This window comes from Synechococcus sp. RS9909 (assembly GCF_014279595.1).
Lineage (GTDB): Bacteria > Cyanobacteriota > Cyanobacteriia > PCC-6307 > Cyanobiaceae > Synechococcus_C.
Window position 1 is genome coordinate 1,979,384 of record NZ_CP047943.1, and the last position, 20,262, is coordinate 1,999,645.

Annotated in this window: 22 protein-coding genes; 7 read left to right on the forward strand and 15 right to left on the reverse strand. The window is 64.9% G+C overall.

Annotation, left to right across the window (positions count from 1 at the left end; translation table 11 throughout):
* Position 1: 1 nt before the first annotated feature.
* The gene (locus tag SynRS9909_RS10460; RefSeq protein WP_007101773.1) at positions 2-178 is read right to left on the reverse strand and encodes a hypothetical protein; all 177 of its coding nucleotides are present in this window, start codon (positions 176-178) and stop codon (positions 2-4) included.
* A gap of 129 nt (positions 179-307) precedes the next feature.
* Between SynRS9909_RS10460 and groL the strand changes: the two genes are divergently transcribed.
* Entirely contained in the window at positions 308-1,972 is a 1,665-nt protein-coding gene (groL, locus tag SynRS9909_RS10465; RefSeq protein WP_038001879.1) for a chaperonin GroEL, read from the forward strand.
* Positions 1,973-2,001: 29 nt separating this feature from the next.
* On the opposite strand, the gene SynRS9909_RS10470 is transcribed toward groL, so the two are convergent.
* Genes SynRS9909_RS10470 through SynRS9909_RS10500 form a run of 7 tightly spaced genes read right to left on the reverse strand, consistent with a single transcriptional unit; the run spans position 2,002 to position 7,164 of the window.
* Positions 2,002-2,184, reverse strand: coding sequence for a hypothetical protein (locus SynRS9909_RS10470; RefSeq protein WP_007101771.1), 183 nt, complete (start codon positions 2,182-2,184; stop codon positions 2,002-2,004).
* A 48-nt stretch (positions 2,185-2,232) separates the two neighbouring features.
* Positions 2,233-2,955 carry an N-acetylmannosamine-6-phosphate 2-epimerase gene (locus SynRS9909_RS10475; RefSeq protein ID WP_007101770.1) on the reverse strand — a complete coding sequence of 241 codons (723 nt, stop codon included), beginning with the start codon at positions 2,953-2,955 and terminating at the stop codon, positions 2,233-2,235.
* A gap of 3 nt (positions 2,956-2,958) precedes the next feature.
* A complete protein-coding gene (locus SynRS9909_RS10480) occupies positions 2,959-3,294 on the reverse strand; it encodes a hypothetical protein (protein WP_007101769.1) in 336 nt (111 codons plus the stop codon).
* Between the two features lie 4 nt (positions 3,295-3,298).
* A complete protein-coding gene (locus tag SynRS9909_RS10485; RefSeq protein ID WP_007101768.1) occupies positions 3,299-4,126 on the reverse strand; it encodes an ABC transporter permease in 828 nt (275 codons plus the stop codon).
* A 51-nt stretch (positions 4,127-4,177) separates the two neighbouring features.
* Complete coding sequence (locus tag SynRS9909_RS10490; RefSeq protein WP_007101767.1) at positions 4,178-5,191, reverse strand: daunorubicin resistance protein DrrA family ABC transporter ATP-binding protein; 1,014 nt, start codon at positions 5,189-5,191, stop codon at positions 4,178-4,180.
* Positions 5,192-5,222: 31 nt separating this feature from the next.
* Positions 5,223-6,227 (reverse strand): heme o synthase, encoded by a 1,005-nt coding sequence (locus tag SynRS9909_RS10495; protein ID WP_038001147.1) that lies wholly within the window; start codon positions 6,225-6,227, stop codon positions 5,223-5,225.
* Positions 6,220-7,164, reverse strand: a complete 945-nt coding sequence (locus tag SynRS9909_RS10500) for a heme A synthase (RefSeq protein WP_186593721.1) — start codon at positions 7,162-7,164, stop codon at positions 6,220-6,222. Before SynRS9909_RS10500 ends, SynRS9909_RS10495 begins: the two co-directional genes overlap by 8 nt.
* Before the next feature lie 269 nt (positions 7,165-7,433).
* On the opposite strand from SynRS9909_RS10500, the gene SynRS9909_RS10505 reads away from it, so the two are divergent.
* From SynRS9909_RS10505 to SynRS9909_RS10520, 4 genes are all read left to right on the forward strand, one after another.
* On the forward strand, positions 7,434-8,270 hold the full coding sequence (locus tag SynRS9909_RS10505; RefSeq protein WP_007101764.1) for a cytochrome c oxidase subunit II: 837 nt from the start codon (positions 7,434-7,436) through the stop codon (positions 8,268-8,270).
* A complete protein-coding gene (gene ctaD / locus SynRS9909_RS10510; RefSeq protein ID WP_007101763.1) occupies positions 8,267-9,940 on the forward strand; it encodes a cytochrome c oxidase subunit I in 1,674 nt (557 codons plus the stop codon). The genes SynRS9909_RS10505 and ctaD overlap by 4 nt, the downstream gene beginning before the upstream one ends.
* A complete protein-coding gene (locus SynRS9909_RS10515) occupies positions 9,937-10,539 on the forward strand; it encodes a cytochrome c oxidase subunit 3 (RefSeq protein ID WP_007101762.1) in 603 nt (200 codons plus the stop codon). Before ctaD ends, SynRS9909_RS10515 begins: the two co-directional genes overlap by 4 nt.
* 80 nt (positions 10,540-10,619) lie before the next feature.
* Positions 10,620-11,039 (forward strand): AbrB family transcriptional regulator, encoded by a 420-nt coding sequence (locus tag SynRS9909_RS10520; RefSeq protein ID WP_007101761.1) that lies wholly within the window; start codon positions 10,620-10,622, stop codon positions 11,037-11,039.
* Between the two features lie 16 nt (positions 11,040-11,055).
* On the opposite strand, the gene SynRS9909_RS10525 is transcribed toward SynRS9909_RS10520, so the two are convergent.
* A complete protein-coding gene (locus SynRS9909_RS10525; RefSeq protein ID WP_007101760.1) occupies positions 11,056-11,646 on the reverse strand; it encodes an HdeD family acid-resistance protein in 591 nt (196 codons plus the stop codon).
* Between the two features lie 73 nt (positions 11,647-11,719).
* Positions 11,720-12,370, reverse strand: coding sequence for a riboflavin synthase (locus SynRS9909_RS10530; protein WP_007101759.1), 651 nt, complete (start codon positions 12,368-12,370; stop codon positions 11,720-11,722).
* A 65-nt stretch (positions 12,371-12,435) separates the two neighbouring features.
* Here SynRS9909_RS10530 and SynRS9909_RS10535 point away from each other — a divergent pair, with 65 nt between their 5' ends.
* Positions 12,436-13,053 (forward strand): bifunctional nuclease family protein, encoded by a 618-nt coding sequence (locus SynRS9909_RS10535; protein ID WP_007101758.1) that lies wholly within the window; start codon positions 12,436-12,438, stop codon positions 13,051-13,053.
* Positions 13,050-14,186, forward strand: a complete 1,137-nt coding sequence (locus SynRS9909_RS10540; protein WP_007101757.1) for an aldo/keto reductase — start codon at positions 13,050-13,052, stop codon at positions 14,184-14,186. The genes SynRS9909_RS10535 and SynRS9909_RS10540 overlap by 4 nt, the downstream gene beginning before the upstream one ends.
* Before the next feature lie 10 nt (positions 14,187-14,196).
* On the opposite strand, the gene SynRS9909_RS10545 is transcribed toward SynRS9909_RS10540, so the two are convergent.
* Genes SynRS9909_RS10545 through topA form a run of 5 tightly spaced genes read right to left on the reverse strand, consistent with a single transcriptional unit; the run spans position 14,197 to position 20,208 of the window.
* On the reverse strand, positions 14,197-15,219 hold the full coding sequence (locus SynRS9909_RS10545) for a hypothetical protein (protein ID WP_007101756.1): 1,023 nt from the start codon (positions 15,217-15,219) through the stop codon (positions 14,197-14,199).
* Positions 15,220-15,228: 9 nt separating this feature from the next.
* Positions 15,229-16,359 carry a nicotinate-nucleotide--dimethylbenzimidazole phosphoribosyltransferase gene (locus SynRS9909_RS10550; RefSeq protein ID WP_007101755.1) on the reverse strand — a complete coding sequence of 377 codons (1,131 nt, stop codon included), beginning with the start codon at positions 16,357-16,359 and terminating at the stop codon, positions 15,229-15,231.
* A complete protein-coding gene (locus SynRS9909_RS10555) occupies positions 16,359-16,991 on the reverse strand; it encodes a DUF2232 domain-containing protein (protein WP_007101754.1) in 633 nt (210 codons plus the stop codon). The genes SynRS9909_RS10550 and SynRS9909_RS10555 overlap by 1 nt, the downstream gene beginning before the upstream one ends.
* 35 nt (positions 16,992-17,026) lie before the next feature.
* On the reverse strand, positions 17,027-17,494 hold the full coding sequence (locus tag SynRS9909_RS10560; protein ID WP_007101753.1) for a hypothetical protein: 468 nt from the start codon (positions 17,492-17,494) through the stop codon (positions 17,027-17,029).
* Positions 17,494-20,208 (reverse strand): type I DNA topoisomerase, encoded by a 2,715-nt coding sequence (gene topA, locus SynRS9909_RS10565; protein ID WP_007101752.1) that lies wholly within the window; start codon positions 20,206-20,208, stop codon positions 17,494-17,496. Before topA ends, SynRS9909_RS10560 begins: the two co-directional genes overlap by 1 nt.
* Between the last annotated feature and the right edge of the window lie 54 nt (positions 20,209-20,262).

Consider the following 20,262-nt stretch of genomic DNA (forward strand, 5'->3'; position numbering starts at 1 on the left):
GTCAAGACTCCAGCGGTTGGCCCAGTTCATCGCGCAATCGCCGGATCCTCTGGAGCAGCCGCAGCCGTCGGCTGCGGGCCGTGGCCGTGAGAAAAATGCGCAGTGGCACGTAGACGAGCGTCATGGCTCCGGCAAGAGCCGTGATCAGCACAAAGAACAGGGTGCCGGAATCACTCATAGACAAACGTTAACGAGCGTGCTCCGATCACACACGCTGAAGCGGCCCTTGATTCGGCTTTCCCCACCAAGGCGCTGATCCGGAAGACCGCCTCCCTGTGGGACATTGATCGACGGGATTCAGACCATCATGGCCAAACTTCTTAGTTTTTCGGATGATTCGCGCGCCGCTCTCGAGCGGGGCATGAATGCCCTCGCCGATGCAGTGCGCGTGACCATCGGCCCGCGCGGTCGCAACGTTGTGCTGGAGAAGAGCTTCGGCGCACCCGACATCGTGAACGACGGCGACACGATCGCCAAGGAGATCAGCCTGGAGGATCCTTTTGAGAATCTGGGAGCCAAGCTGATTCAGCAGGTGGCGGCCAAAACGAAAGACAAGGCCGGCGATGGCACCACCACCGCCACCGTTCTCGCCCAGGCCATGGTGGAGGAGGGTCTGCGTAACACCGCCGCCGGCGCCAGCCCGATCGAACTGCGTCGCGGCATGGAAAAGGCCGTGGCCCAGGTGGTGGCTGGTCTCGACCAGCGCAGCCAGAGCGTCAGCGGTGATGCCATCCGTCAGGTGGCCACGGTGAGCTCCGGCGGCGATGAAGAAGTGGGCCGGATGGTGGCGGAAGCGATGGACCGGGTCAGCGTGGATGGCGTGATCACGGTTGAGGAATCGAAATCCCTGGCCACCGAACTGGAAGTCACCGAAGGCATGGCATTCGACCGTGGCTATTCCTCCCCCTACTTCGTCACCGATGGCGATCGCCAGGTTTGTGAGTTTGAGAATGCCCTGCTGCTGCTCACCGACCGCAAGGTCAGCGCTGTGGCCGACCTCGTGCCTGTTCTCGAAAGCGTCCAGTCGTCTGGCTCACCCCTGGTGATCCTGGCGGAAGAAGTGGATGGTGAAGCCTTGGCCACGCTGGTGGTGAACAAGAACCGCGGTGTGCTCCAGGTGGCAGCGGTGCGTGCTCCTTCCTTCGGAGAGAGGCGGAAAGCCGCCCTGGCTGACATCGCCGTGCTCACCGGTGGCACGGTGATCAGCGAAGACAGGGCAATGACCCTCGACAAGGTGACGCTGGCCGACCTGGGCCGCGCCCGTCGGATCACGATCACCAAAGACAGCACCACGATCGTGGCCAATGATGATCATCGGGATGCTGTGTCAGCTCGGGTGGCTTCGATTCGTCGCGAGCTGGAGAACACCGACTCCGACTATGACCGTGAAAAGCTGAACGAGCGGATCGCCAAGCTGGCTGGTGGCGTTGCGGTGATCAAGGTGGGAGCGCCCACCGAAACCGAACTGAAGAATCGCAAACTGCGGATCGAAGATGCCCTCAATGCCACGCGCGCTGCCGTGGAAGAAGGGATCGTCGCTGGTGGCGGCTGCACCCTGCTGCAGCTCGCTGCTGAACTGGAAGACCTCGCCAACACCCTTCAGGGGGATCAGCGCACTGGTGTGGCGATTGTGCAGCGGGCCCTGGCAGCCCCCCTGCGCCAGATTGCGATCAATGCTGGCGCCAACGGCGATGTGGTGATCGATGAAGTGCGCCGCAGCGGCCAAGGTTTCAATGCCATGACCGGCGGTTATGAAGATCTGCTCCAGGCCGGCATTCTCGATGCGGCCAAGGTATTGCGCCTCGCCCTTCAGGATGCGGTGTCGATCGCGTCCCTGCTCGTCACCACTGAGGTGGTGATTGCCGACAAGCCTGAACCTCCGGCGCCGGCGGCGCCTGGCGGTGGTGATCCCATGGGTGGCATGGGCGGAATGGGCGGCATGGGCGGCATGGGCATGCCCGGCATGATGTGAAGCGCCTGCCGCCTGGTGGTTCAGGCGCTTCAGAGCGCACGCACCAGGCGGGCATGCAGGCGACAAACGGTGAGAGCCTCGCGGGGTGGGCGTCGGCACAGACGCCCCAACTCCGCATTCAGAGCCTGCAATTCACCCATCGGCAGCCCGGCGATCGGCATGCCGAGCAACATGCCACCGAGAAGAAGCGGCGCAAAGAAGCGATGGGCCACAGATCCTATGCGTCTCAACCCATTCTGAACACGCGACGATCGCGCGGATCATGCGCTTGACGCTGCTTGACCTCGACGATGCTCCTCTAAAGCACGGCCGTAGGCCTGCACCTGAAGGTCAACGCCAGTGATGGCCGTCCCGACAACCACCAGGTCAGCGCCTCGGGCGACCGCGTCCACCGCCACAGGGGCGGAAGCGATGCCTCCCTCGCAGATCAACGCCACCGACGCCGGCAGCTGCTGCCGCAGGGGTTGCAGCAGATCGAGGGCCGGTGGCCTGTCTCTGGATGTGGCTTCTGTGTAGCCGTAGAGGGTGGTGCCGACCCAGGCGCAACCGAGCGCTGCCGCCCGCAAGCCGTTAGCCACACTGTCGATGTCGGCCATCAGTGGAGCACCGAGCTCCTGCCCGGCACGGCTCACCAACACCTCAAGAGACTCGCCATCCGGTCGTAAACGTTCGGTGGCATCGATCGCTACCACATCGGCTCCTGCGGCCCACACGGCGCGAATCTCCTGCCAACGCGGCGTGATGTAAACACTGCTGCCGGGGAAGGATCGCTTCCACAAACCGATGATCAACGCCTCCGGGCAACGACGACGCACCGCGCCGATATGCTCCGGGCTCTCCAGGCGTACCCCCACCGCACCATTGCGCAGACTCGCTTCCGCCATCGCCGCGATCACCTCCGGATGGCGCATCGGCGAGGCTTCCGGAGCCTGCACCGATACGATCAGCCCACCGCGCAAAGCCTCCAGATCAAGGCGTTCCATCGATCAGGAGGCCTGAGGAAACGCGACGGTGTCGGCCGGAAGCCAGCGGCGCAGGCGGTGGAGACGGGGCGCCGGTGGGGGCGGAAGTTCGCTGTCCTGGTCCTGGCTGCGCCAGTCGAGCGTGGGGATCTCCGCTTCCTCCGCTTCCGTGACGGCAGCCACCCGATCCTCTGGCTGGTCGATCGACCCATCGGGGAGCGAATCGACGCCATAGCGATGCACCCACTGCAATTCCAACAGGGCAGCTGCCCGGTGGTCACCGCGATCCCGGCACGAGGCCAGCAGGCGCTTGAGGGTGTCCTGACGCTGATGGGGTTGGCGAAACGGAGAATCGAGCACGGAATCAGGCGAGCTTGCGGTTCAGGAGGGGGCGGATCAGCAGGAACAGCCCCAGGGTGAGGCCAGCGAGGACCAGCAGACAGGTGGTGCCACTGACGGGCCCATAGGGCGCCTCAAGCAACACACTGGACAGGTCGAGGGGACCGGCGTAGGCGGCCCGAATTGGTTCAATCGCGAAGGTAAGCGGATTCAGGGCTGCAAGCCAGCCCATCCAGGTGGGCATGAAGGACAGTGGCGCCAGAGCAGTGCTCGCAAACAGCAGCGGCAGATTGGCCACGAAGATCACCGCGATCAACTCGATGTGCCCCGGCAGGGCGAACGCAAGACCCAGACTCAGGGCAGTGACCGCAAACACCAGCATCAAAAGCGTGAGCATCACCAGCCCCAAGCCAGCCAGACCGGGCCAGCCATAGCCGAGGAAAGCGGCCATCAACATGATCGCCAGGCTCTGCACCATGCTCAGGGTGGTGATGTAAAGCACCGAGGCCAGCACAATCGAACTGCGGCTGCGCAGGGGAGCCACGAGCAGACGGTTGAGAAATCCGAATTCACGGTCAAACATCACCGGCAAACCGGCATTGAGGGCGCCACTGAAGGCGGTGAACACGATCACACCAGCTCCGAGAAAACGTCCATAACTCATGCCGCCGGGCAGCAACCCCTCCGGCGCGCGCGAAAACAGAGCCCCGAACAACACCAACCAGATCAGGGGCTGCAGGATCCCAGCCACCAGAGTGGAGGGTCTGCGCTGCAACTGCAGGAAGAGGCGACGGGTGAGGGCCGCCGTTTCCTGCGTGAGTTCAGAGAGAGCGGAGGGATCAGACGCGGTCATCGAAACAAGAGGAGAGGTGCGAAGGGGGAGAGAACACAGCGAGCTAGGCCGTCAACGCATGGCCTGCTTGCGCTCCAGCTTTGGATCACGCTGACCGGCCACAGCCAGTTCCGCATCCATCAAGGTGCGGCCAGTGGCCTGCAGATACACATCATCGAGACTCGGGCGGCTCTGGGCCAGGGCGAACACGGGGAGTCCGGCGGCGTCGAGCTCGGCACGCAGGCGCGGCAACACCTCCTCGCCATCCACCACCAGATTGAGCGAATACCCCTGGGAGCGATTGACCACGATCCGACGCACCCCCTCCAGGGGTTCCAACAGGGCACAGAGGTGGTTCGCCTCCGACGGATCACTGAATTCCCTTACGCGCAGGGTGACCCGATCCCCCCCCAGCGCCTGCTTCAGGGCCTCAGGCGAACCCTCCGCGATCACCCGCCCTGCATCGATGATCGCCATCTGATCGGCGAGCGCCTCCACCTCCTCGAGGTAGTGACTGCTGAGCAGCACGCTGGTGCCCTGATCCCGCAGATCCCGCAGCACCTGCCAAATCGCGGCCCGACTCTCGATATCCAGACCCACCGTCGGTTCATCGAGCACCAGCACCCGGGGACGGTGAAGGAGGCCGGAGGCCAGGTCGAGGCGACGGCGCATCCCGCCGGAGTACGTCCCACAGCGCCGGTCCACCCATGCCTCCATGCCCAGACCATTCACCAGTTCATCAATGCGCCTGTCCCGCTCCCGCCTTGGCAGGTGGTAAAGATCGCCCTGCAGCTGAAGCAATTCGCGGCCGGTGAGGATCTTGTCGATCGCCACCTCTTGGGCGACATAACCGAGCAGACGACGCACCGCGCGTGGATCGGTCAATGCATCAACCCCCGCCACCCGCACGCTGCCGCGATCAGGGGCCAGCAGGGTGGCGATGATGCGCAGGGTGGTGGTTTTGCCGGCACCGTTCGGTCCCAGCAAGCCATACAACGCTCCCTCTGGGATCGAGAGGGAGAGACCGTCGAGGGCCTTCACCTCGCCATAGGCCTTCTCCAGTTGAACCAGCTCCAAGACAGGCATCGAGCCGTTGCTGCAGGAATCTCGACGGAATCTAGGCAGCTGGCCCGAGGCCGCCGCCCAGCATGGCCTCCACCACACTGCGCACCTGCAGATCGAAGGTGGCCGCACCCGACCAACGGCTGAACACCAGCAGCAGACAGATGCCGAAGAGGTAAAGAATCGACCAACGGAAGAGGCCTTTGGCCCGCTCCAGACTGTCGGGAGCGGAGGCCAGATTGCCAACCATTTGCAGCAATCGACCGTTGAAGGGAAGCAACAACAGGCCATAAAGAAGACCGCCCTCGGGTAGGGCCAGCACTCCAAAACCGCTCAGCACCACGGTGGCCCAGCCGTAGCGTCGGATGGCCCGGGCGGTGACGGTCGACCCCTTGACCACCGGAAGCATGGGGATCCCCACCGCTCGATAGTCCTCACGAAGCAGGAGGGCCAGCGCCCAGAAGTGGGCCGGCGTCCACACCATCACCAGACCGAACAGCCACCAGCTGCCCAGACCGACGTGGCCGGTGGCAGCCGCGGCCCCCACCAGAGGTGGAATGGCGCCTGCCACACCGCCGATCACGATGTTCTGAGGCGTCCTCGGCTTGAGCAACGCGGTGTAGAGCAGCACGTAGCTGCAAAGCCCGAGCAGCGAGAGACCGGCGGCCAAACAGTTGACACCACTCACCAGCAACACGGCTGCTGCGAGCGTGCAGGAGACCGCACCGGCGAACGCGGCCGCAGGCGACAGGCGTCCCGACGGCAGAGCCCGGCCGCTGGTGCGCTGCATGCGCCCATCCAGGTCTTGCTCCCAGAGGCAGTTGAGCACCCCCGCCGCTGCAGCCGCCAGGGCACCACCACCAAGGGTGCAGGCCAGGCGGGGCGAGGAAAGCGGCCAGCCTTCCGTGAGAGCCATCCCCCCCAGGGTGGTGGCAAGCAACAGGGGAATCAGCCGCGGTTTGGCCACCTCAAGCCAGGCGGGCAACTTGATCCGGCGCCGTGACGGCACCACCTGCTCGCGGCTGATCGCCACGGCAGAGGTCGGAACGGAACTAGCCATGCGCAGGCTCCAGAGAAGAGGACTCAACAACGACTGGCAGCGGTTGCTGCGACGCCGCCTCGGGGCGACGACAGAGCAGGGCCGCCATCAGGGCCACCAGAAGAGAAGCGATCAACTGATGGGCCACGGTGACCGCGGGCTGACTCAGCCCAAGGCGCAACGTGAGAACCCCCAGCGCGATCTGGCCCCCCACCAGACCACTGGCGAGAAGCAGCAGGGGCCATTGACGACGGGGCCAACCGCCGGCGAGGAGGGCGACGGCCGCCAGAAGCAGCACACTCAGGGCCGCCGGAGTGGCGAAACTGCGATGCCAATGGAGCCATTGGCAGGACTGGCCTGCCTCAAGACAGCGCTGCGCCGCCCAGGAGGTGGCCATCCGAGCACCGAGCAGGCACTGGCCCATCACCGCAGTGAGGCTGATCGCCGCAAGCGCTCGCCACCAGATCGGCGCTGGAGCGGCACTGTTGTCGGCGGGAGCCAGAAGCAGCTGACTGCAACCACTGACGATGGCCACAAGGGTGAGGGCCAGAAGCAGATGGGCGGTGACCACCCCCGAGGGCAGGAGCTGCAGAACCGTGAGGGCCCCCAGACCACCCTGGGCTGCAACGAGCGCAAGCAGGAGGCCGCTGATCGGAAGCAACCAGCGGGGCAACTGGGCCCGCCACCAGGCGGCGGCAGCGAGCTGAACCACCAGCGCAATACCGATGACGAAGGCATCGAGGCGATGAAACCACTCCAGAAACACCTGAACGTTCATCTGACGCCCCGGCAGGAAGCTGCCGTAACAGAGCGGCCAATCAGGACAGGCCAGACCGGCCTCCATGACTCGGGTCGCTCCACCGATCACCACAAGGGCCACGAGGGCAACGACCAGATGGGTGCTCAGAAGAGCGAGGCGGTGACGAATGGGAACCAGGGGGGTACTGACCAAGGCCATCGCGTTGCCCAAAGGCAACTGAAGTGTCTTCGGAACGTAGCGATTGGATTCCGGCGCGCACGTTATGTGGCTAACTGCAACACCAACCGGACACCAAGATTTCGCTTCCCTGACAGGTCACACCAACTCTTGGCATCCATGCGCACCAAAACCAGGGGATGGGAGTGGATGACGTGCCATCAAGCAGAGGATTTTCAACCCCTCTTAAGAATCAGAACGTGGTGAGGGCATCGCCTCCTCCATAGCCTGAAACCATTCACGGATGCGCCGTGCCGATCCCTTCATCGATCATCACACTGGTGCTGGGAATGGTCCTGGTGCTGGGAGGGCTCTGGATTGGCCAGAACATCAATCTTCTGCCAGTTGATGCCAGCGCAAACGCTCCGATTTACGACGAACTCTTTCGGGTTCTCTTCAGCATTGGCGCGATTCTGTTCCTTGGCATCCTCGGCCTGGTGATCTTCAGCCTGATCCGCTTCCGCCGCCGCGAAGGTCAACTCTCCGATGGCCTGGCGATCGAAGGCAACCTCCCACTGGAAGTTCTCTGGACAGCCGTCCCTGCGGTCGTCGTGTTGTTCATCGGCTTGTACAGCTACGACATCTACGAGCGCATGGGAGGGATGGCCCCCCTGGGGCATGACGCCATGACCCATGTCAGCGCCAGCGCACCCAACAGCGATCGGAAAGTGTGGGGAGGGATTGGCACCCCCGCTCTCAGCACGACAACCGAGGCGGCCCTGGCAACCCCTTTGCCGGTGGAGGTGACGGCCATGCAATTCGCCTTTCTGTTTCGCTACCCCCAGGGCGATTTCATCTCCGGTGAGTTGCATGTGCCCGTCGGTCAACCCGTGACCCTGGCGATGGAAGCGAAGGACGTGATTCACGCCTTCTGGGTTCCTGAATTCCGCTTGAAACAGGATGTGATCCCGGGCCAGCCAACCGTCCTCAACTTCACGCCCACACGCGCCGGTCGTTATCCGATTGTGTGCGCAGAACTCTGTGGCCCATATCACGGCGGCATGCGCTCCACCGTGGTGGTCGAAGACCAGCAGGCCTACGACGCCTGGTTTGCCCAGAACGACAAGCTTTCCGCCACCAACACATGACCGCCACCCTGACGCCCCAGGCCGAATCATCCCGGCCGCCCTCCCTGCAACCGCACGGCTGGCTGCGCTATCTGAGCTTCAGCGTCGACCACAAGGTGATCGGGTTGCAATATCTGGTGTGCGGCTTTGCCTTTTACCTAATCGGCGGCGCCCTGGCTGGAGCCATCCGCACGGAACTGGCCAGCCCCCTCTCCGACTTCATGCCACGCGAGGTCTACAACCAGGTGCTGACGCTGCACGGCACGGTGATGATTTTTCTCTGGATTGTCCCCGTTGTGAATGGAGCCTTCGGCAATTATCTGATTCCCTTTTACGTCGGCGCCAGAGACATGGCCTTCCCCCGCCTCAATGCGGTGGCCTTCTGGTTGATCCCGCCTGCGGGTCTGCTGCTGATCAGCAGTTATTTCATTACAGGCGCGGCCCAATCCGGTTGGACGGCCTATCCACCGCTCAGCCTCACGACCCCAGCCAGCGGCCAGATCATCTGGATCCTGAGTGTGCTTCTGCTGGGGGGAAGTTCGATTTTCGGCGGCATCAATTTCATCGCCACCATTCTCAAGCTGAGGCGGCCTGGACTGAAATTGATGCAACTTCCGATGTATTGCTGGGCCATGCTCGGCACCAGCATCCTTGTGGTTCTCTCCACACCGGTTCTCGCCGGAACCCTGATCCTGCTGAGCCTCGACATCGTGGCTCACACAGGCTTTTTCAACCCCGGGATGGGCGGCAATGTGGTGGTCTATCAGCATCTGTTCTGGTTCTATTCCCATCCCGCCGTTTACATCATGGTGCTACCGGCTTTCGGCCTGGTGAGTGAAATCCTGCCAGTGCACTGCCGCAAACCCCTCTTCGGGTACGCCACGATGGTTGTCTCCATCATGGCGATTGTGGTGCTGGGTCTTGTGGTGTGGGCCCACCACATGTTCACCAGTGGAACACCGCCTTGGATGCGCCTGTTCTTTACCATTGCCACGGCTTTCATCGCTGTGCCCACAGGCATCAAGTTCTTTAACTGGCTGGCGACGCTCTGGGGAGGCCGGATTTCACTCAACAGTGCCGTGCTGTTCTCCTGCGGCTTCATCGTCAACTTTGTGCTCGGAGGCATCACGGGCGTGGCCCTGGCTCAGGTGCCCTTCGACGTGCATGTGCACGACACCTATTTTGTTGTTGCACATTTCCACTACATCGTCTACGGCGGCTCGGTGTTTGTGATCTTTGCCTCGATCTATCACTGGTACCCCAAGGTGACCGGCCGCATGCTCAACGAACCGCTAGGGCGCCTGCATTTTCTGATCACCTTCATCGGCTTCAATCTCTGCTTTGCACCCCAGCATTGGCTTGGCCTCAACGGCATGCCCCGCCGCGTCGCTGAATACGACCCCCAATTCGCTTTCATCAACCAACTCAGCAGCGTCGGCGCCCTGTTGATGGCGATCAGCACCCTGCCCTTTCTCTGGAACGTGATCGCCAGCGCGTTCCAAGGCGAGATCGCCGGCGATAACCCCTGGCGGGCCCTCACGCCCGAGTGGCTCACCAGCTCGCCACCACCGGTGGAGAACTGGCGAGGCGACGCCCCCCTGGTGACCGAACCCTACGGCTATGGCGTCGCCGCCGATGAACTCGACCTGAAGGCCGCCAGCGGCCGTGACCTCTGGAGCAGCGGACGATGACCACCCTCAATCCATCCCAGGCGCAGCTCGATCAGGCCGGGGCCAGCGCTGAACACCATGCCGACCATCGGATCTTCGGTCTGGCGACGTTTCTGGTGGCCGATGCGATGACCTTCGCCGGTTTCTTTGCCGCCTACCTCACCTTCAAAGCCGTGAACCCTCTCCAGCCCGGGGCGATCTACGAACTGGAGCTGCCCCTGCCGATCCTCAACACCGTGCTCCTGCTCGTGAGCAGTTTCACGTTTCATCGGGCCGGCGTGAACCTGCGACGGGGCATGAATCAACGCTGCCGCCAGTGGCTGCTGCTCTCGGCCGTGCTCGGGCTCGCCTTCCTCGCCAGCCAGATGGTGGAGTACTTCACCCTTCCCTTTGGCCTGACCGACAATCTCTACGCGAGCACCTTCTACGCCCTCACCGGCTTCCATGGCCTGCACGTGACCCTCGGTGCCCTGATGATCCTGATCGTGTGGTGGCAATGCCGCACACCGGGGGGCCGGATCACAGCCGACAACCACTTTCCACTTGAAGCGGCAGAGCTCTACTGGCACTTCGTGGATGGCATCTGGGTGATTCTCTTTGTAATCCTCTACCTGATCTGAACACCGCCAGGGCAAAGTCGCAGGATCGCTTGCCTGGCTTGCGATCGAGGTTCAGAATTCTTGCAACATTCACCGTAGAGATGCTGGTCGGCAAGGAGCTTCTCGACAAGGCGCGCGCGCTCAGCAATCGCCCAGAGGATGAGATCGCCAGAGGCTGCGGCTACGTGGGCCCCAGCGGCCGCTTGCTGCGCAAGAGCTTTTACCGAGCCCTCGTGGAAGCGAAGGGTTACAAGCTCCCCACCTCAGGGGCTGGCGCTGGTGGTGGCACCCGCGGCCGCCAGGCTGAATTCCGCACCCGTGTGCATGGCAACGGCAATCTGCTCATCGGCCATGCCTACACGCGTCGGCTCGGGCTGGAACCAGGCCAGGAGTTCCGGATTGAACTGCATCGGGACTCGGGCTCGATCTGGCTGCTGCCACTCGATGAGCAAGATCTCGATGGACCCAGCCTCGATGGGCAAGACGACCACCCGGATCAGAGCGAGGAGGCTGGGCTCTGATCCGGGTGGTGGCTCATCAGGCGAGGGCCGGAGGATCCTGATCGTCGTGAATGGCCGAGCTGAAGGCGATCAGCTCGATGCCGCTGAAGAGGAAGCTGATTCCCACCAGGGTTCCCAGCACCCACAACAGCCCCCAGAACTTCAGGGTCACGATGAGGAGACCCAGGATGAAGGTGATCACACCGTTGGCGATCGCCCAACCGGCACCGGGGCGGTTGCTGTTCGCCAGACCGGTGAAGAACGCCACCACGCCCTCGACGAGGAAGACGATGCCGATGGCCAGGGCGAAAGCGGCCACCTGTTCGGCGGCCTCAGCCGGATCGCGGAAATTGCCGATCATCGAGGCACCGGCCACGATGAACAGGGTGGACACCACCAAACGCCAGAAACAGATCCAGCGCCCCATGCGGCCGGAACGGGCCAGATTGCTGATCCAGCCAACGACACCGCCCACGAGGAACAGCACCGCAATCACGCCCGTGGTCCAGAAGGAGGCCAGCACGGGGAACACCAGGGCCAGGATGCCCAGCACAATCAAAAGAATGCCCTCGGCAATCGCGAAAGCCTTGAAGCTGCCCAGGGAATCCGGGCGGTCATTACCGGTCATGAAACGTTCGGAATGAACAACCCCTGCAAGGTATTGAGCTTTGCTCCAGGCGACCAGGGTTTGTGATCGTTTCTCAGCTCCAGCCCTGCCGGGCCAACCATTCGGCGCTGATCACCTGGCTCGCGTCCGCGTGGGATGGCTCGGTGGCCAACAGTCGCTCGGCGTAGCGAGCGATCACATCCACCTCCAGATTGACCCGATCCCCCACCCTGAGGTGGTGCAGGGCGGTGGTCCGCCAGGTGTGGGGAATCACAGCGATCCAGAACTGTCGGCCCGACGCCGCCAATCCGGCCACGGTGAGGCTGATGCCGTCCACGGCGATGCTGCCCTTCTCGCAGATGTAGCGCTCATGGCCTGGCTCGCGCCAGCGCAGCTCCAGCCGCCAGGACTGGGGCAGGGCCTCAATGGCCATCACCTCGCCGGCGGCGTCCACATGACCAGTGACCAGATGGCCCCCGAGCCGATCAGACAGCCGCAGGGCAGGTTCCAGATTGACCGCGCCCCCGCGCAACGCCTTGGGGCCGAGCGTGGTGCGCTCCAGTGTCTCCTCGCTCACATCAGCGAGAAAGCCATCCCCCACCAGGGAAGCCACCGTCAGACACACCCCATCGACGGCGACGCTGTCGCCAAGCTGCAGTGGAGCGAACGGCGCGCATCCGTGCACAAGCAGCTGGGCCCCCCGCCGTTCCAGCCGGCCCACAGCCTGCACGAGCCCCGTGAACATCCTCTCAACCTGTGGCTGCTGACCTGGTCATAATCAAACCAGGGGGAGGAGTGACAGTGGTCGAAATGCATGTCGCCGGGATTGCCCTGGATGCGGCCAGTCGCAGTCCGATCGTGCTGCTGCGGGATCCAGCCGGACGGCGCCAGGTGCCGATCTGGATCGACCAGGCGCAGGCCCACAACATCATGGCCGGGCTCCAGGGGGAGCCAACGCCCCGGCCCCTGAGCCATGACCTGATGGTGGCCCTGCTCGAGGCGGGCGGCCTGGAGCTGGAGCGGGTCATCATTCATGCGATTGAAGACAACACCTTTCGGGCCGTGTTGCGCCTCGAAACCTCGACAGAGACGCGGGGGGAGGGTGATGGCAACAGCGCTGAACGCAGCCCACAGGCCTCCAGCCAGGCCGTCACCCCCTCAGAACCGCCTGGCCCCAATGGTGGAGTGGAAGTCGATGCCCGACCCAGTGACGCGATCGCGCTGGCGGTGCGCACCGGCAGTGGCATCTGGATGCTGGAGGAAGTGGTGGCAGAAGCCTCGATTCCGGTCGATGCCGACGCCGATCACGAGGAACAGGATGCCTTCCGAAAGTTCCTCGATCAGGTGAGCCCGGCTGCGCTCGTGCGCCATCTGGAATCGCGCCGCCCCGACGACGGCTCCGCCGCGGACGAGTCACCTGAACCGTGACGGCCCAGCGTCGGCCCTTCGGCCGGGGACCGGCCGTGAGCCTGTTCACGCTCGGCACGATGCGGGCCCTGGCCTCCCAGGCACAGATGGATGCGGTGGTGCGGGCCGCACTCGATGCCGGCATCAACCATCTGGAGACGGCCCCGGCCTATGGCCCGGCGGAAACCTTCCTGGGCGCTGCCCTCGCCAGGCTCGAACGGCAGGACCTGAGGCCTGACGGGGGGTGGGTGGTCACCAGCAAGATCCTGCCGGGGGTGAGCTTCAGCGAGGGGCGCTCCCAGCTGCAGGCGAGCCTGAAGCGCCTGGGATTGCACCATCTTCCAAACCTGGCGGTTCACGGCATCAATCGGCAGGAGCACCTGCTGTGGGCCCAGGACGGTGAAGGGCGACAACTGCTCCAATGGGCACGCGACTCCGGCCTGGTGGGGCAGGTGGGATTCAGCAGCCATGGGTCCCATGCCCTGATTGCCGAGGCGATCGCCAGCGGGCTGTTCGAGTTCTGCAATCTGCACCTGCATCTGCTCGATCCCAGCCGCATGGGGCTGGCCAACGACGCCCTGGCGCGAGGCATGGGCGTGCTGGCGATCTCCCCGGCTGACAAGGGAGGGCGGCTGTGGGACCCGAGCCCAACGCTCTGCGAGGACTGCGCTCCATTCCCACCGCTGACACTCGCCTATCGCTATCTGCTGGCGGCCGGCATTTCCACCCTGACCGTCGGCGCCAGCCAACCGCAGGACCTGGACCTCGCCCATCGACTTGCCGAAGCCAGCGGCGCCCTCAGCCCGGCGGAGCGCAGCGCCCTGGCCCGCCTGGAGCAACGGCGGCGGCAGCGACTCGGGCGGGAGCACTGCGGCCAGTGCCGCTCCTGCCTGCCCTGCCCCAACCAGGTGCCGATCCCGGAGCTGCTGCGCCTGCGCAATCTTCGCCTCGGCCACGACCTGCAGGCCTTCACCGAGGAGCGCTACAACCTGATCGGTCGAGCCGGGCACTGGTGGGAGCAGCGCGATGCCAGCGCCTGCCAAGGCTGTGGCGACTGCCTGCCCCGCTGCCCCCATGACCTGCCGATCCCCGAGCTGCTGGCCGAGACCCATCGCCTGCTGGCAGCGCGCCCCCGGCGCCGACTGTGGGGGTGAGCGTCAGCCCTCAGGGAGCGGTCTGGCGCCAACGGCGGCTGAGCTGCGCACGGGCAGCATCCTGAAGCGGCGGCAGGCTCCAGCAGCGCTCCCACACCGGCTTCGGTGGCAGTATGAGCGACCGCAAACTGCCGGGAATGGCCTGGGCCTCGGTCTGAAGTTGCTGGGATGGCAAGGGGGGACGCCATCCCCGTGCCAACAGCTGCCCGAGCAGGGGGGCCTGCCAGGCTTCCTTCACCCAGGCCTGGGGTAGCGGTTCACGACTGGTCGCCGGCCGCAGCAGCAGCGTCCAGTGCAGGGGCGCCCCGCTGCTTGGGAGCACGGCATGCAGGCGGGGATCACGCCGGAGCGAAGACACACAGCGCTGCAACGGCAGCACTGCCGCCCTGGCCTTCCCCTGCAACAACCAATTCAGCGCCTGGCGGTCGTCAAGGGTAAGGGCGGCACTGCGCAGCCTGCCCAGACTTTCGGGCTGATCAAGACGATCGGCAAGCTCGACCACCACCCTGGGGCTGGCCGGCAACACCACCTGACCGCGCAGGCCGGGATCAAGCAGCACATCCCAGCCCTGTTCGGCGGCGCCCCCAAGCCACTCACTGCCCCGGAAGAGCATCACCCAGGGGCTGACGCCAACGGGCAGCACCCGAGCAGCACGCACAGGCCCCAGAGCCTCGAGAAAAGGCCCAGCCTGCCCCCCCAGACGCCCCTGCAAGGGGGCCGCATCCACCGGTTGGAGCGCCTCGTCGGTGAACTCCGGCAACCAACCATCACCGCAGGCGAGCAGATCGGCCGACGGATCGATCTGCAGGGCCGCCCAGGAGGAACCGGGGTTCGCCTCCAGGGGCTGAAACCGCCAGGGGCGGGGCAAACGCCGCCGCCACAGGGGGGGGAGCGTTTCCGGTGCTGCCTGGAGCAAAGGCTGCGCCTGGCCACGGGCACAGCCCCCCAGCAGCCCCAGCCCCGCCGCCAGGCCGAGCTGCAGCAGATCACGACGCCCCAGCCTGGCCCGCTCGGTGTGATGCAACCTGCTCATGGCCAGACCTTACAGACGTTGCAGTGCATCCAAAGCCTGGTCGCAGTCGCGGCGCAGCAGCTCCAGGCTGCATCCTCTCAACTCAGCCAGCAGGGCGAGAGCACCGGCACCCACGCCCTCCTTCACGTAGCCGCGTTCATAGTCGCGCCAAGCCTGATGGCGACTGTCATGGAAGCGAAGGCCGCTATGCAGGGCCAGGATCTCCACCGCCAGAGCCCTTTCGAGGCGGGTCAAGAGATCAGCAAAGGCCGGCCGACCGGCCAGGGACTCTGCCGCCAACCAGGCCGTGGTCCCCAGGGTCACCCCAGCCGTCAGGGCGGACCTGTCGGCTCTGGGGAGGGCCCGCAGGGCCAGGGCGAGGACCGCCAGCATCTGGCTGCCGCCGGCCAGCATGACCGGTTGGCCACTTTCCATCGCCCCCAGCAGCAAGCCCGTGGCCACCGCCTGAAATGGATCACCAACGGCGGCCAGAATCGCCTGGGGCGAAGGATCAGGCCCCAAGGCCGCCCGTTGCAGACCAGCCTCCACCAAGCGCCGCTTCAGCTGCATGGGCGGATGCAGCGCACTGCCACTCACCAGATCAGCGACGGGCAGGCCGAGGGCGGTGAGGGCCGCCTGGGCGGTGCTCGTCCCGCCGGGAACGCATTCGGCTAGCACGAGCGGCCGGCGCAGGGAGCGGCCAAGCCGCACCCCCCTCTGCCACAGCCGTTCCACCCGATCGGGAGCCATCGCCCGTCCGCTGCTCAGACAGGCGGCGGGTCCACAGTCACAGGCCTCCAGGCGCAGATGGGGGAAGGGGGGCTGCTGTTGCAGGCCAACCGCGGCCACCTGGGGCCTCAGGCCGAGCGTCTGAGCCGCGACCCAGCTGATCAGCGCCGGGCTCACCCCAGCCGGCAGGGGCGGCAGGGCCCAGCGGGGCCGGTGGCCGGGGCCGTAGAGCAACAGCTCGGCATCGGCAAGCGCGGTGTAGCGACGGGATGCGGCCGAGGCACCGGCCGCCGAAATCCCCTCCACCTCAGCCGTGGCCGTGGCGGCCAGCACCAGCAGAAGGTCGGGCTGAACCTGAAGATGGCGCCAGGGGGCGAGCCGCTGTTTCAACGCCGTTGCCTCCGGATCCGGCCACACCCGGCCAGCCGTCATCAGAGGGGATCCAGCGCCACCAGGCCTTTCAACTGCGGTGGCGGCTCGGGCAGAGGGGAGCGGAGCCGCGGGAAAATCCAGTAGGCCAGGGCGTGCAACGCCAGCACATACACCAACTGCTGAAAGAGCACCAGGCCCAGCGCCATCAACTGCACCTCCAACAGATCGGGAGCCAGGGGAAGACGGAGCAGATCCACCAGGCGATCGAGCAGACCAGCCCCTGCCCTGGTGATCACGACCCAGAGGTTCTCACCCACCAACAAGGAGAGGGCCAGCACCCGCACGAGGAAGCCGATAGCGCCCAGCAACAGGCCGACACCCCAGCTCAACCACCAGCTGAAGCTTCGGCTCCAAGCCCAGCCCAACCAGAGCGACAACAGGCCGTAGGGAAAGAGCATCAGGGGGCCACGGACCGGCCCCATCAGCGCCGTGAGCAGGAGCAGGGCCACCGCCACCCCCTCAAGCCCGGCTTTCCAGCCACGACGCAGCACCAACAGGGCCAGGGGCAACGGCAGCGCCAGACGGAACAGGGCACCCCCGACCGGCAGGTAGTAAAGAGCGAGCCAGATCAACGCCGCCGCCGCCGCCAGGTAGGCCGTTTCCATCATGCGAAGCGCCTGGCGGCGGCTCATGGACGGCGTCGCTGGTGGTGCGGGCGGTGGCGGGGTCATGGCGTTGCAGCAGGGGATGGCGTATCGCCTGAGGCTGCGCCGCCGGCGGGACTGATCCGTTCGATCGTCTCCACTTCAAACGGAATGCCGGCCTCCCGCAGCGACCGGGTGACAAGCTCAGCCGGTGCGGCCGGATCCGCCCCCGACAGACGGATGGTGATCCGATAGGGCTGCGGCTTGGCCGTTGGGGGCTGCGCTGGCTCCTGGGTTTTGGCGGTGGTGGCTGGCTTGGCTGTCGCCGCGGCCGTGTCCTCCACCGATCCCCGCTTCTGCGGGTCGGGATCTTGAGGGTTGGGCTCTTCGGGTTTCGGCTGCTCCTGTTTGGTCTGGGCGTTGGCCGTGGCGGTGGGAGGAGCCGGTGGAGGGTCAAAACTCTCGGCCAGCTGCCGACCAAACGGGGTGGTGCTGCAGGCCTGCAGCACCAGGAGAACCGGGATCCAGAGGCCGATGCGGCGCGGGGCCATCAGCTCTCCCCGGGTTTGATCACCCGCACGGCGCTGGCCCTGAGGCGCCCGGTCTTGGTGGTGGCGGGTGGTTTCTTGGCTGCGGGTTTGCGTGCCGCCGCCTTGCTTCCGGTGGTGCTTTTGGCCGTGCTGCTCCTGGTGCTGGAGCGCTTGCTGGTCTTTTTGCTGGCGGCCTTGGCTTCCAGCAACTCCACCGCTTCCGCCAGGGTGATGGCGTCAGCGCCCTTGCCCTCCGGCAAGGACGCATTCACCTTGCCCTGTTTCACATAGAGGCCATAGGGACCATCGAACACCTGCACGGTCTCCTCACTGCCCTCGGGCTTCCCAAGGTCCTTGAGGGCGGTGCGTCCCCCACGCCCCCGCTTCGGCATCGCCAGCAACTCCAGGGCGCGACTGAGGCCCACCGCCAGCACATCGTCATCGCCCTTGAGTGAGCGGTAGTCCTTCTCACCCTTGCCCTTATCCCAAACCACGTAGGGGCCGAAGCGGCCGAGTCCGGCCTGAACGCGCCCTCCCTCGGGATGCTCCCCGAGCAACCGCGGCAACCGCAGCAGACCGAGCGCATCGTCGAGGCTGAGATCCTCCGGCTTCACTCCCTTGGGCAGAGACGCCCGTTTCGGCTTCGGGTTCTCATCACTCACCTGGCCCCGCTGCACATAGGGGCCGTACTGACCAAAAAGTAGATACACCAGATCACCGGTTTCCGGATCTTCACCCAGGGCTTCGGGGCCGTCGGCCTTCTGCTTGAGGATGAGTTCAGCCTTATCGGCATCGAGATCGGCCGGCGTGATCTCCTGGGGCAAGGTGGCCTTGATCAGCTCCTCTTCGCCATCGTCTCCCACCCGTTTCGCCTCCAGATAGGCGCCGAAGCGGCCGATGCGCACCACGCAGGGCAGCCCCTCCAAGTCGACCGTGCGGGAGGCACCGGCATCAATGTCTCCCTCACGCTTCTGAACCTGGGATTCCAGTCCTTCCTCACCCTTGTAAAACCCTTCCAGGTAAGGCAACCACTGCACCTTGCCCGTGGAGATCTCATCCAGGGTCGACTCCATCCGAGCGGTGAAGCCCGTATCGACGAGATCGGGGAAATGCTCCTCCAGCAGGGCGGTGACGGCAAAGGCCGTGAAGCTCGGGGTCAGGGCATTGTTCTGGAGTGAGGCGTAGCCACGGTCAACAATCGTGCCGATGATGCTGGCGTAGGTGGACGGCCGGCCGATCCCTTCCTTCTCCAGCATTTTCACGAGCGAGGCCTCGCTGTAGCGAGCCGGGGGCTGGGTCTGGTGGCCGAGGGCCTCCACCTCCCGGGGCGTGGGCGCATCACCGGATTTCAGAGCCGGCAGCAACACCTCCTGCCCCTCCAGGGCTGCATCGGGATCATCGCTGCCCTCCACATAGGCGCGGAAGAAGCCAGGGAAGTCGATGCGTTTGCCGGTGGAACGAAACCGGGCGTCCGCCACCTGCAGGTCCACAGTGAGCATGGTGAGCCGAGCTTCCGCCATCTGGCTGGCCACCGTGCGTTTCCAGATCAGCTCATAGAGAGCGAGATCGCGACCATCCAGACCGGTGTCCGCAGGCGCGCGGAAGGTTTCACCGGAGGGCCGGATCGCCTCATGGGCCTCCTGGGCGTTGCGGGCCTTGGTGCTGAACTGCCGCGGCGCCTTGCTCAGATAGTCCTTGCCGTAGCGATGCTCCACGCAATGGCGGGCTGCGCTGATCGCCTGCTCGGAGAGGTGCACCGAATCGGTGCGCATGTAGGTGATGAAGCCCCGTTCATACAGCCCCTGGGCACAGCGCATCGTCTCCCGTGCCGACAGCCGCAGTTTGCGGTTGGCCTCCTGCTGCAGGGTGCTGGTGGTGAAAGGAGGCACTGGCCGACGCACCGACGGCTTTTCCTCCACCGACTCCACCCGCCAGGGAGAGGTCTGAACGGTGTTGACCAGAGCACGGGCCTCAGTCTCACTGAGCAGCCGCACCTTGCTGCCCTCCTTGAGACCGCCGGTCGACTCATCGAAATCCTGACCGGTGGCGATGCGCTGGTTCTCCAGATGGGTGAGCTTGGCGTCGAAGGCAGACCCGGCCTGCTCCAGTTGCGCCTTGAGATCCCAGTAGCTGCCGCTGCGAAAGGCACGACGTGCCCGTTCCCGCTGCACCAGCAGACGCACCGCCACCGACTGCACCCGACCGGCAGAGAGGCCCCAGGCCACCTTCTTCCATAACAGGGGCGAAAGGGTGTAGCCCACGAGGCGATCGAGAATCCGTCGGGTTTCCTGGGCATGGACCAGCTCCATATCCAGCTCGCGGGTCTGCTCCAGAGCCCGGGAGATCGCCTCCTTGGTGATCTCGTGAAACACCATGCGCTTGACGGGCACCTTGGGGGCCAGGAGCTGCAGAAGATGCCAGCTGATGCTCTCCCCTTCCCGGTCTTCATCGGTGGCGAGCAGCAACTGCTCAGCTCCCTTGAGCGCGTCCTTCAGCTCTCGCACCACCTTTTTCTTGTCCTTCGGCACTACATAGAGCGGTTCGAAGTCTGCCTCGGTGTTGACACCGAGGTTGGCCCATTTCTGACCTTTCTGGGCGGCTGGAATCTCACTGGCGTTATTGGGCAGGTCGCGCACATGCCCCATGGAAGCCTCCACCCGATAGCCCTTGGGCAGAAAGCCACGGATGGTGCGGGCCTTGGTGGGGCTCTCAACAATGACCAGGGTGTTCGCCACAGGCGGCAGGTATCCGTCCCCCTCTTTATCGCACCATGGTTCCTACTGCAGGGA

Bases quoted from the DNA above. Each gene is read 5' to 3' on its own strand.
- SynRS9909_RS10535 (WP_007101758.1), top strand. From the start codon at position 12,436: ATGCATGTCGCCGGGATTGCCCTGGATGCGGCCAGTCGCAGTCCGATC.
- groL (WP_038001879.1), top strand. From the start codon at position 308: ATGGCCAAACTTCTTAGTTTTTCGGATGATTCGCGCGCCGCTCTCGAG.
- SynRS9909_RS10525 (WP_007101760.1), bottom strand. From the start codon at position 11,646: ATGACCGGTAATGACCGCCCGGATTCCCTGGGCAGCTTCAAGGCTTTC.
- SynRS9909_RS10515 (WP_007101762.1), top strand. From the start codon at position 9,937: ATGACCACCCTCAATCCATCCCAGGCGCAGCTCGATCAGGCCGGGGCC.
- SynRS9909_RS10495 (WP_038001147.1), bottom strand. From the start codon at position 6,227: ATGGCTAGTTCCGTTCCGACCTCTGCCGTGGCGATCAGCCGCGAGCAG.
- SynRS9909_RS10460 (WP_007101773.1), bottom strand. From the start codon at position 178: ATGAGTGATTCCGGCACCCTGTTCTTTGTGCTGATCACGGCTCTTGCC.
- SynRS9909_RS10530 (WP_007101759.1), bottom strand. From the start codon at position 12,370: ATGTTCACGGGGCTCGTGCAGGCTGTGGGCCGGCTGGAACGGCGGGGG.
- SynRS9909_RS10550 (WP_007101755.1), bottom strand. From the start codon at position 16,359: ATGACGGCTGGCCGGGTGTGGCCGGATCCGGAGGCAACGGCGTTGAAA.
- SynRS9909_RS10475 (WP_007101770.1), bottom strand. From the start codon at position 2,955: ATGGAACGCCTTGATCTGGAGGCTTTGCGCGGTGGGCTGATCGTATCG.
- SynRS9909_RS10490 (WP_007101767.1), bottom strand. From the start codon at position 5,191: ATGCCTGTCTTGGAGCTGGTTCAACTGGAGAAGGCCTATGGCGAGGTG.
- ctaD (WP_007101763.1), top strand. From the start codon at position 8,267: ATGACCGCCACCCTGACGCCCCAGGCCGAATCATCCCGGCCGCCCTCC.
- SynRS9909_RS10555 (WP_007101754.1), bottom strand. From the start codon at position 16,991: ATGAGCCGCCGCCAGGCGCTTCGCATGATGGAAACGGCCTACCTGGCG.
- SynRS9909_RS10560 (WP_007101753.1), bottom strand. From the start codon at position 17,494: ATGGCCCCGCGCCGCATCGGCCTCTGGATCCCGGTTCTCCTGGTGCTG.
- SynRS9909_RS10545 (WP_007101756.1), bottom strand. From the start codon at position 15,219: ATGAGCAGGTTGCATCACACCGAGCGGGCCAGGCTGGGGCGTCGTGAT.
- SynRS9909_RS10485 (WP_007101768.1), bottom strand. From the start codon at position 4,126: ATGACCGCGTCTGATCCCTCCGCTCTCTCTGAACTCACGCAGGAAACG.
- SynRS9909_RS10520 (WP_007101761.1), top strand. From the start codon at position 10,620: ATGCTGGTCGGCAAGGAGCTTCTCGACAAGGCGCGCGCGCTCAGCAAT.
- SynRS9909_RS10500 (WP_186593721.1), bottom strand. From the start codon at position 7,164: ATGGCCTTGGTCAGTACCCCCCTGGTTCCCATTCGTCACCGCCTCGCT.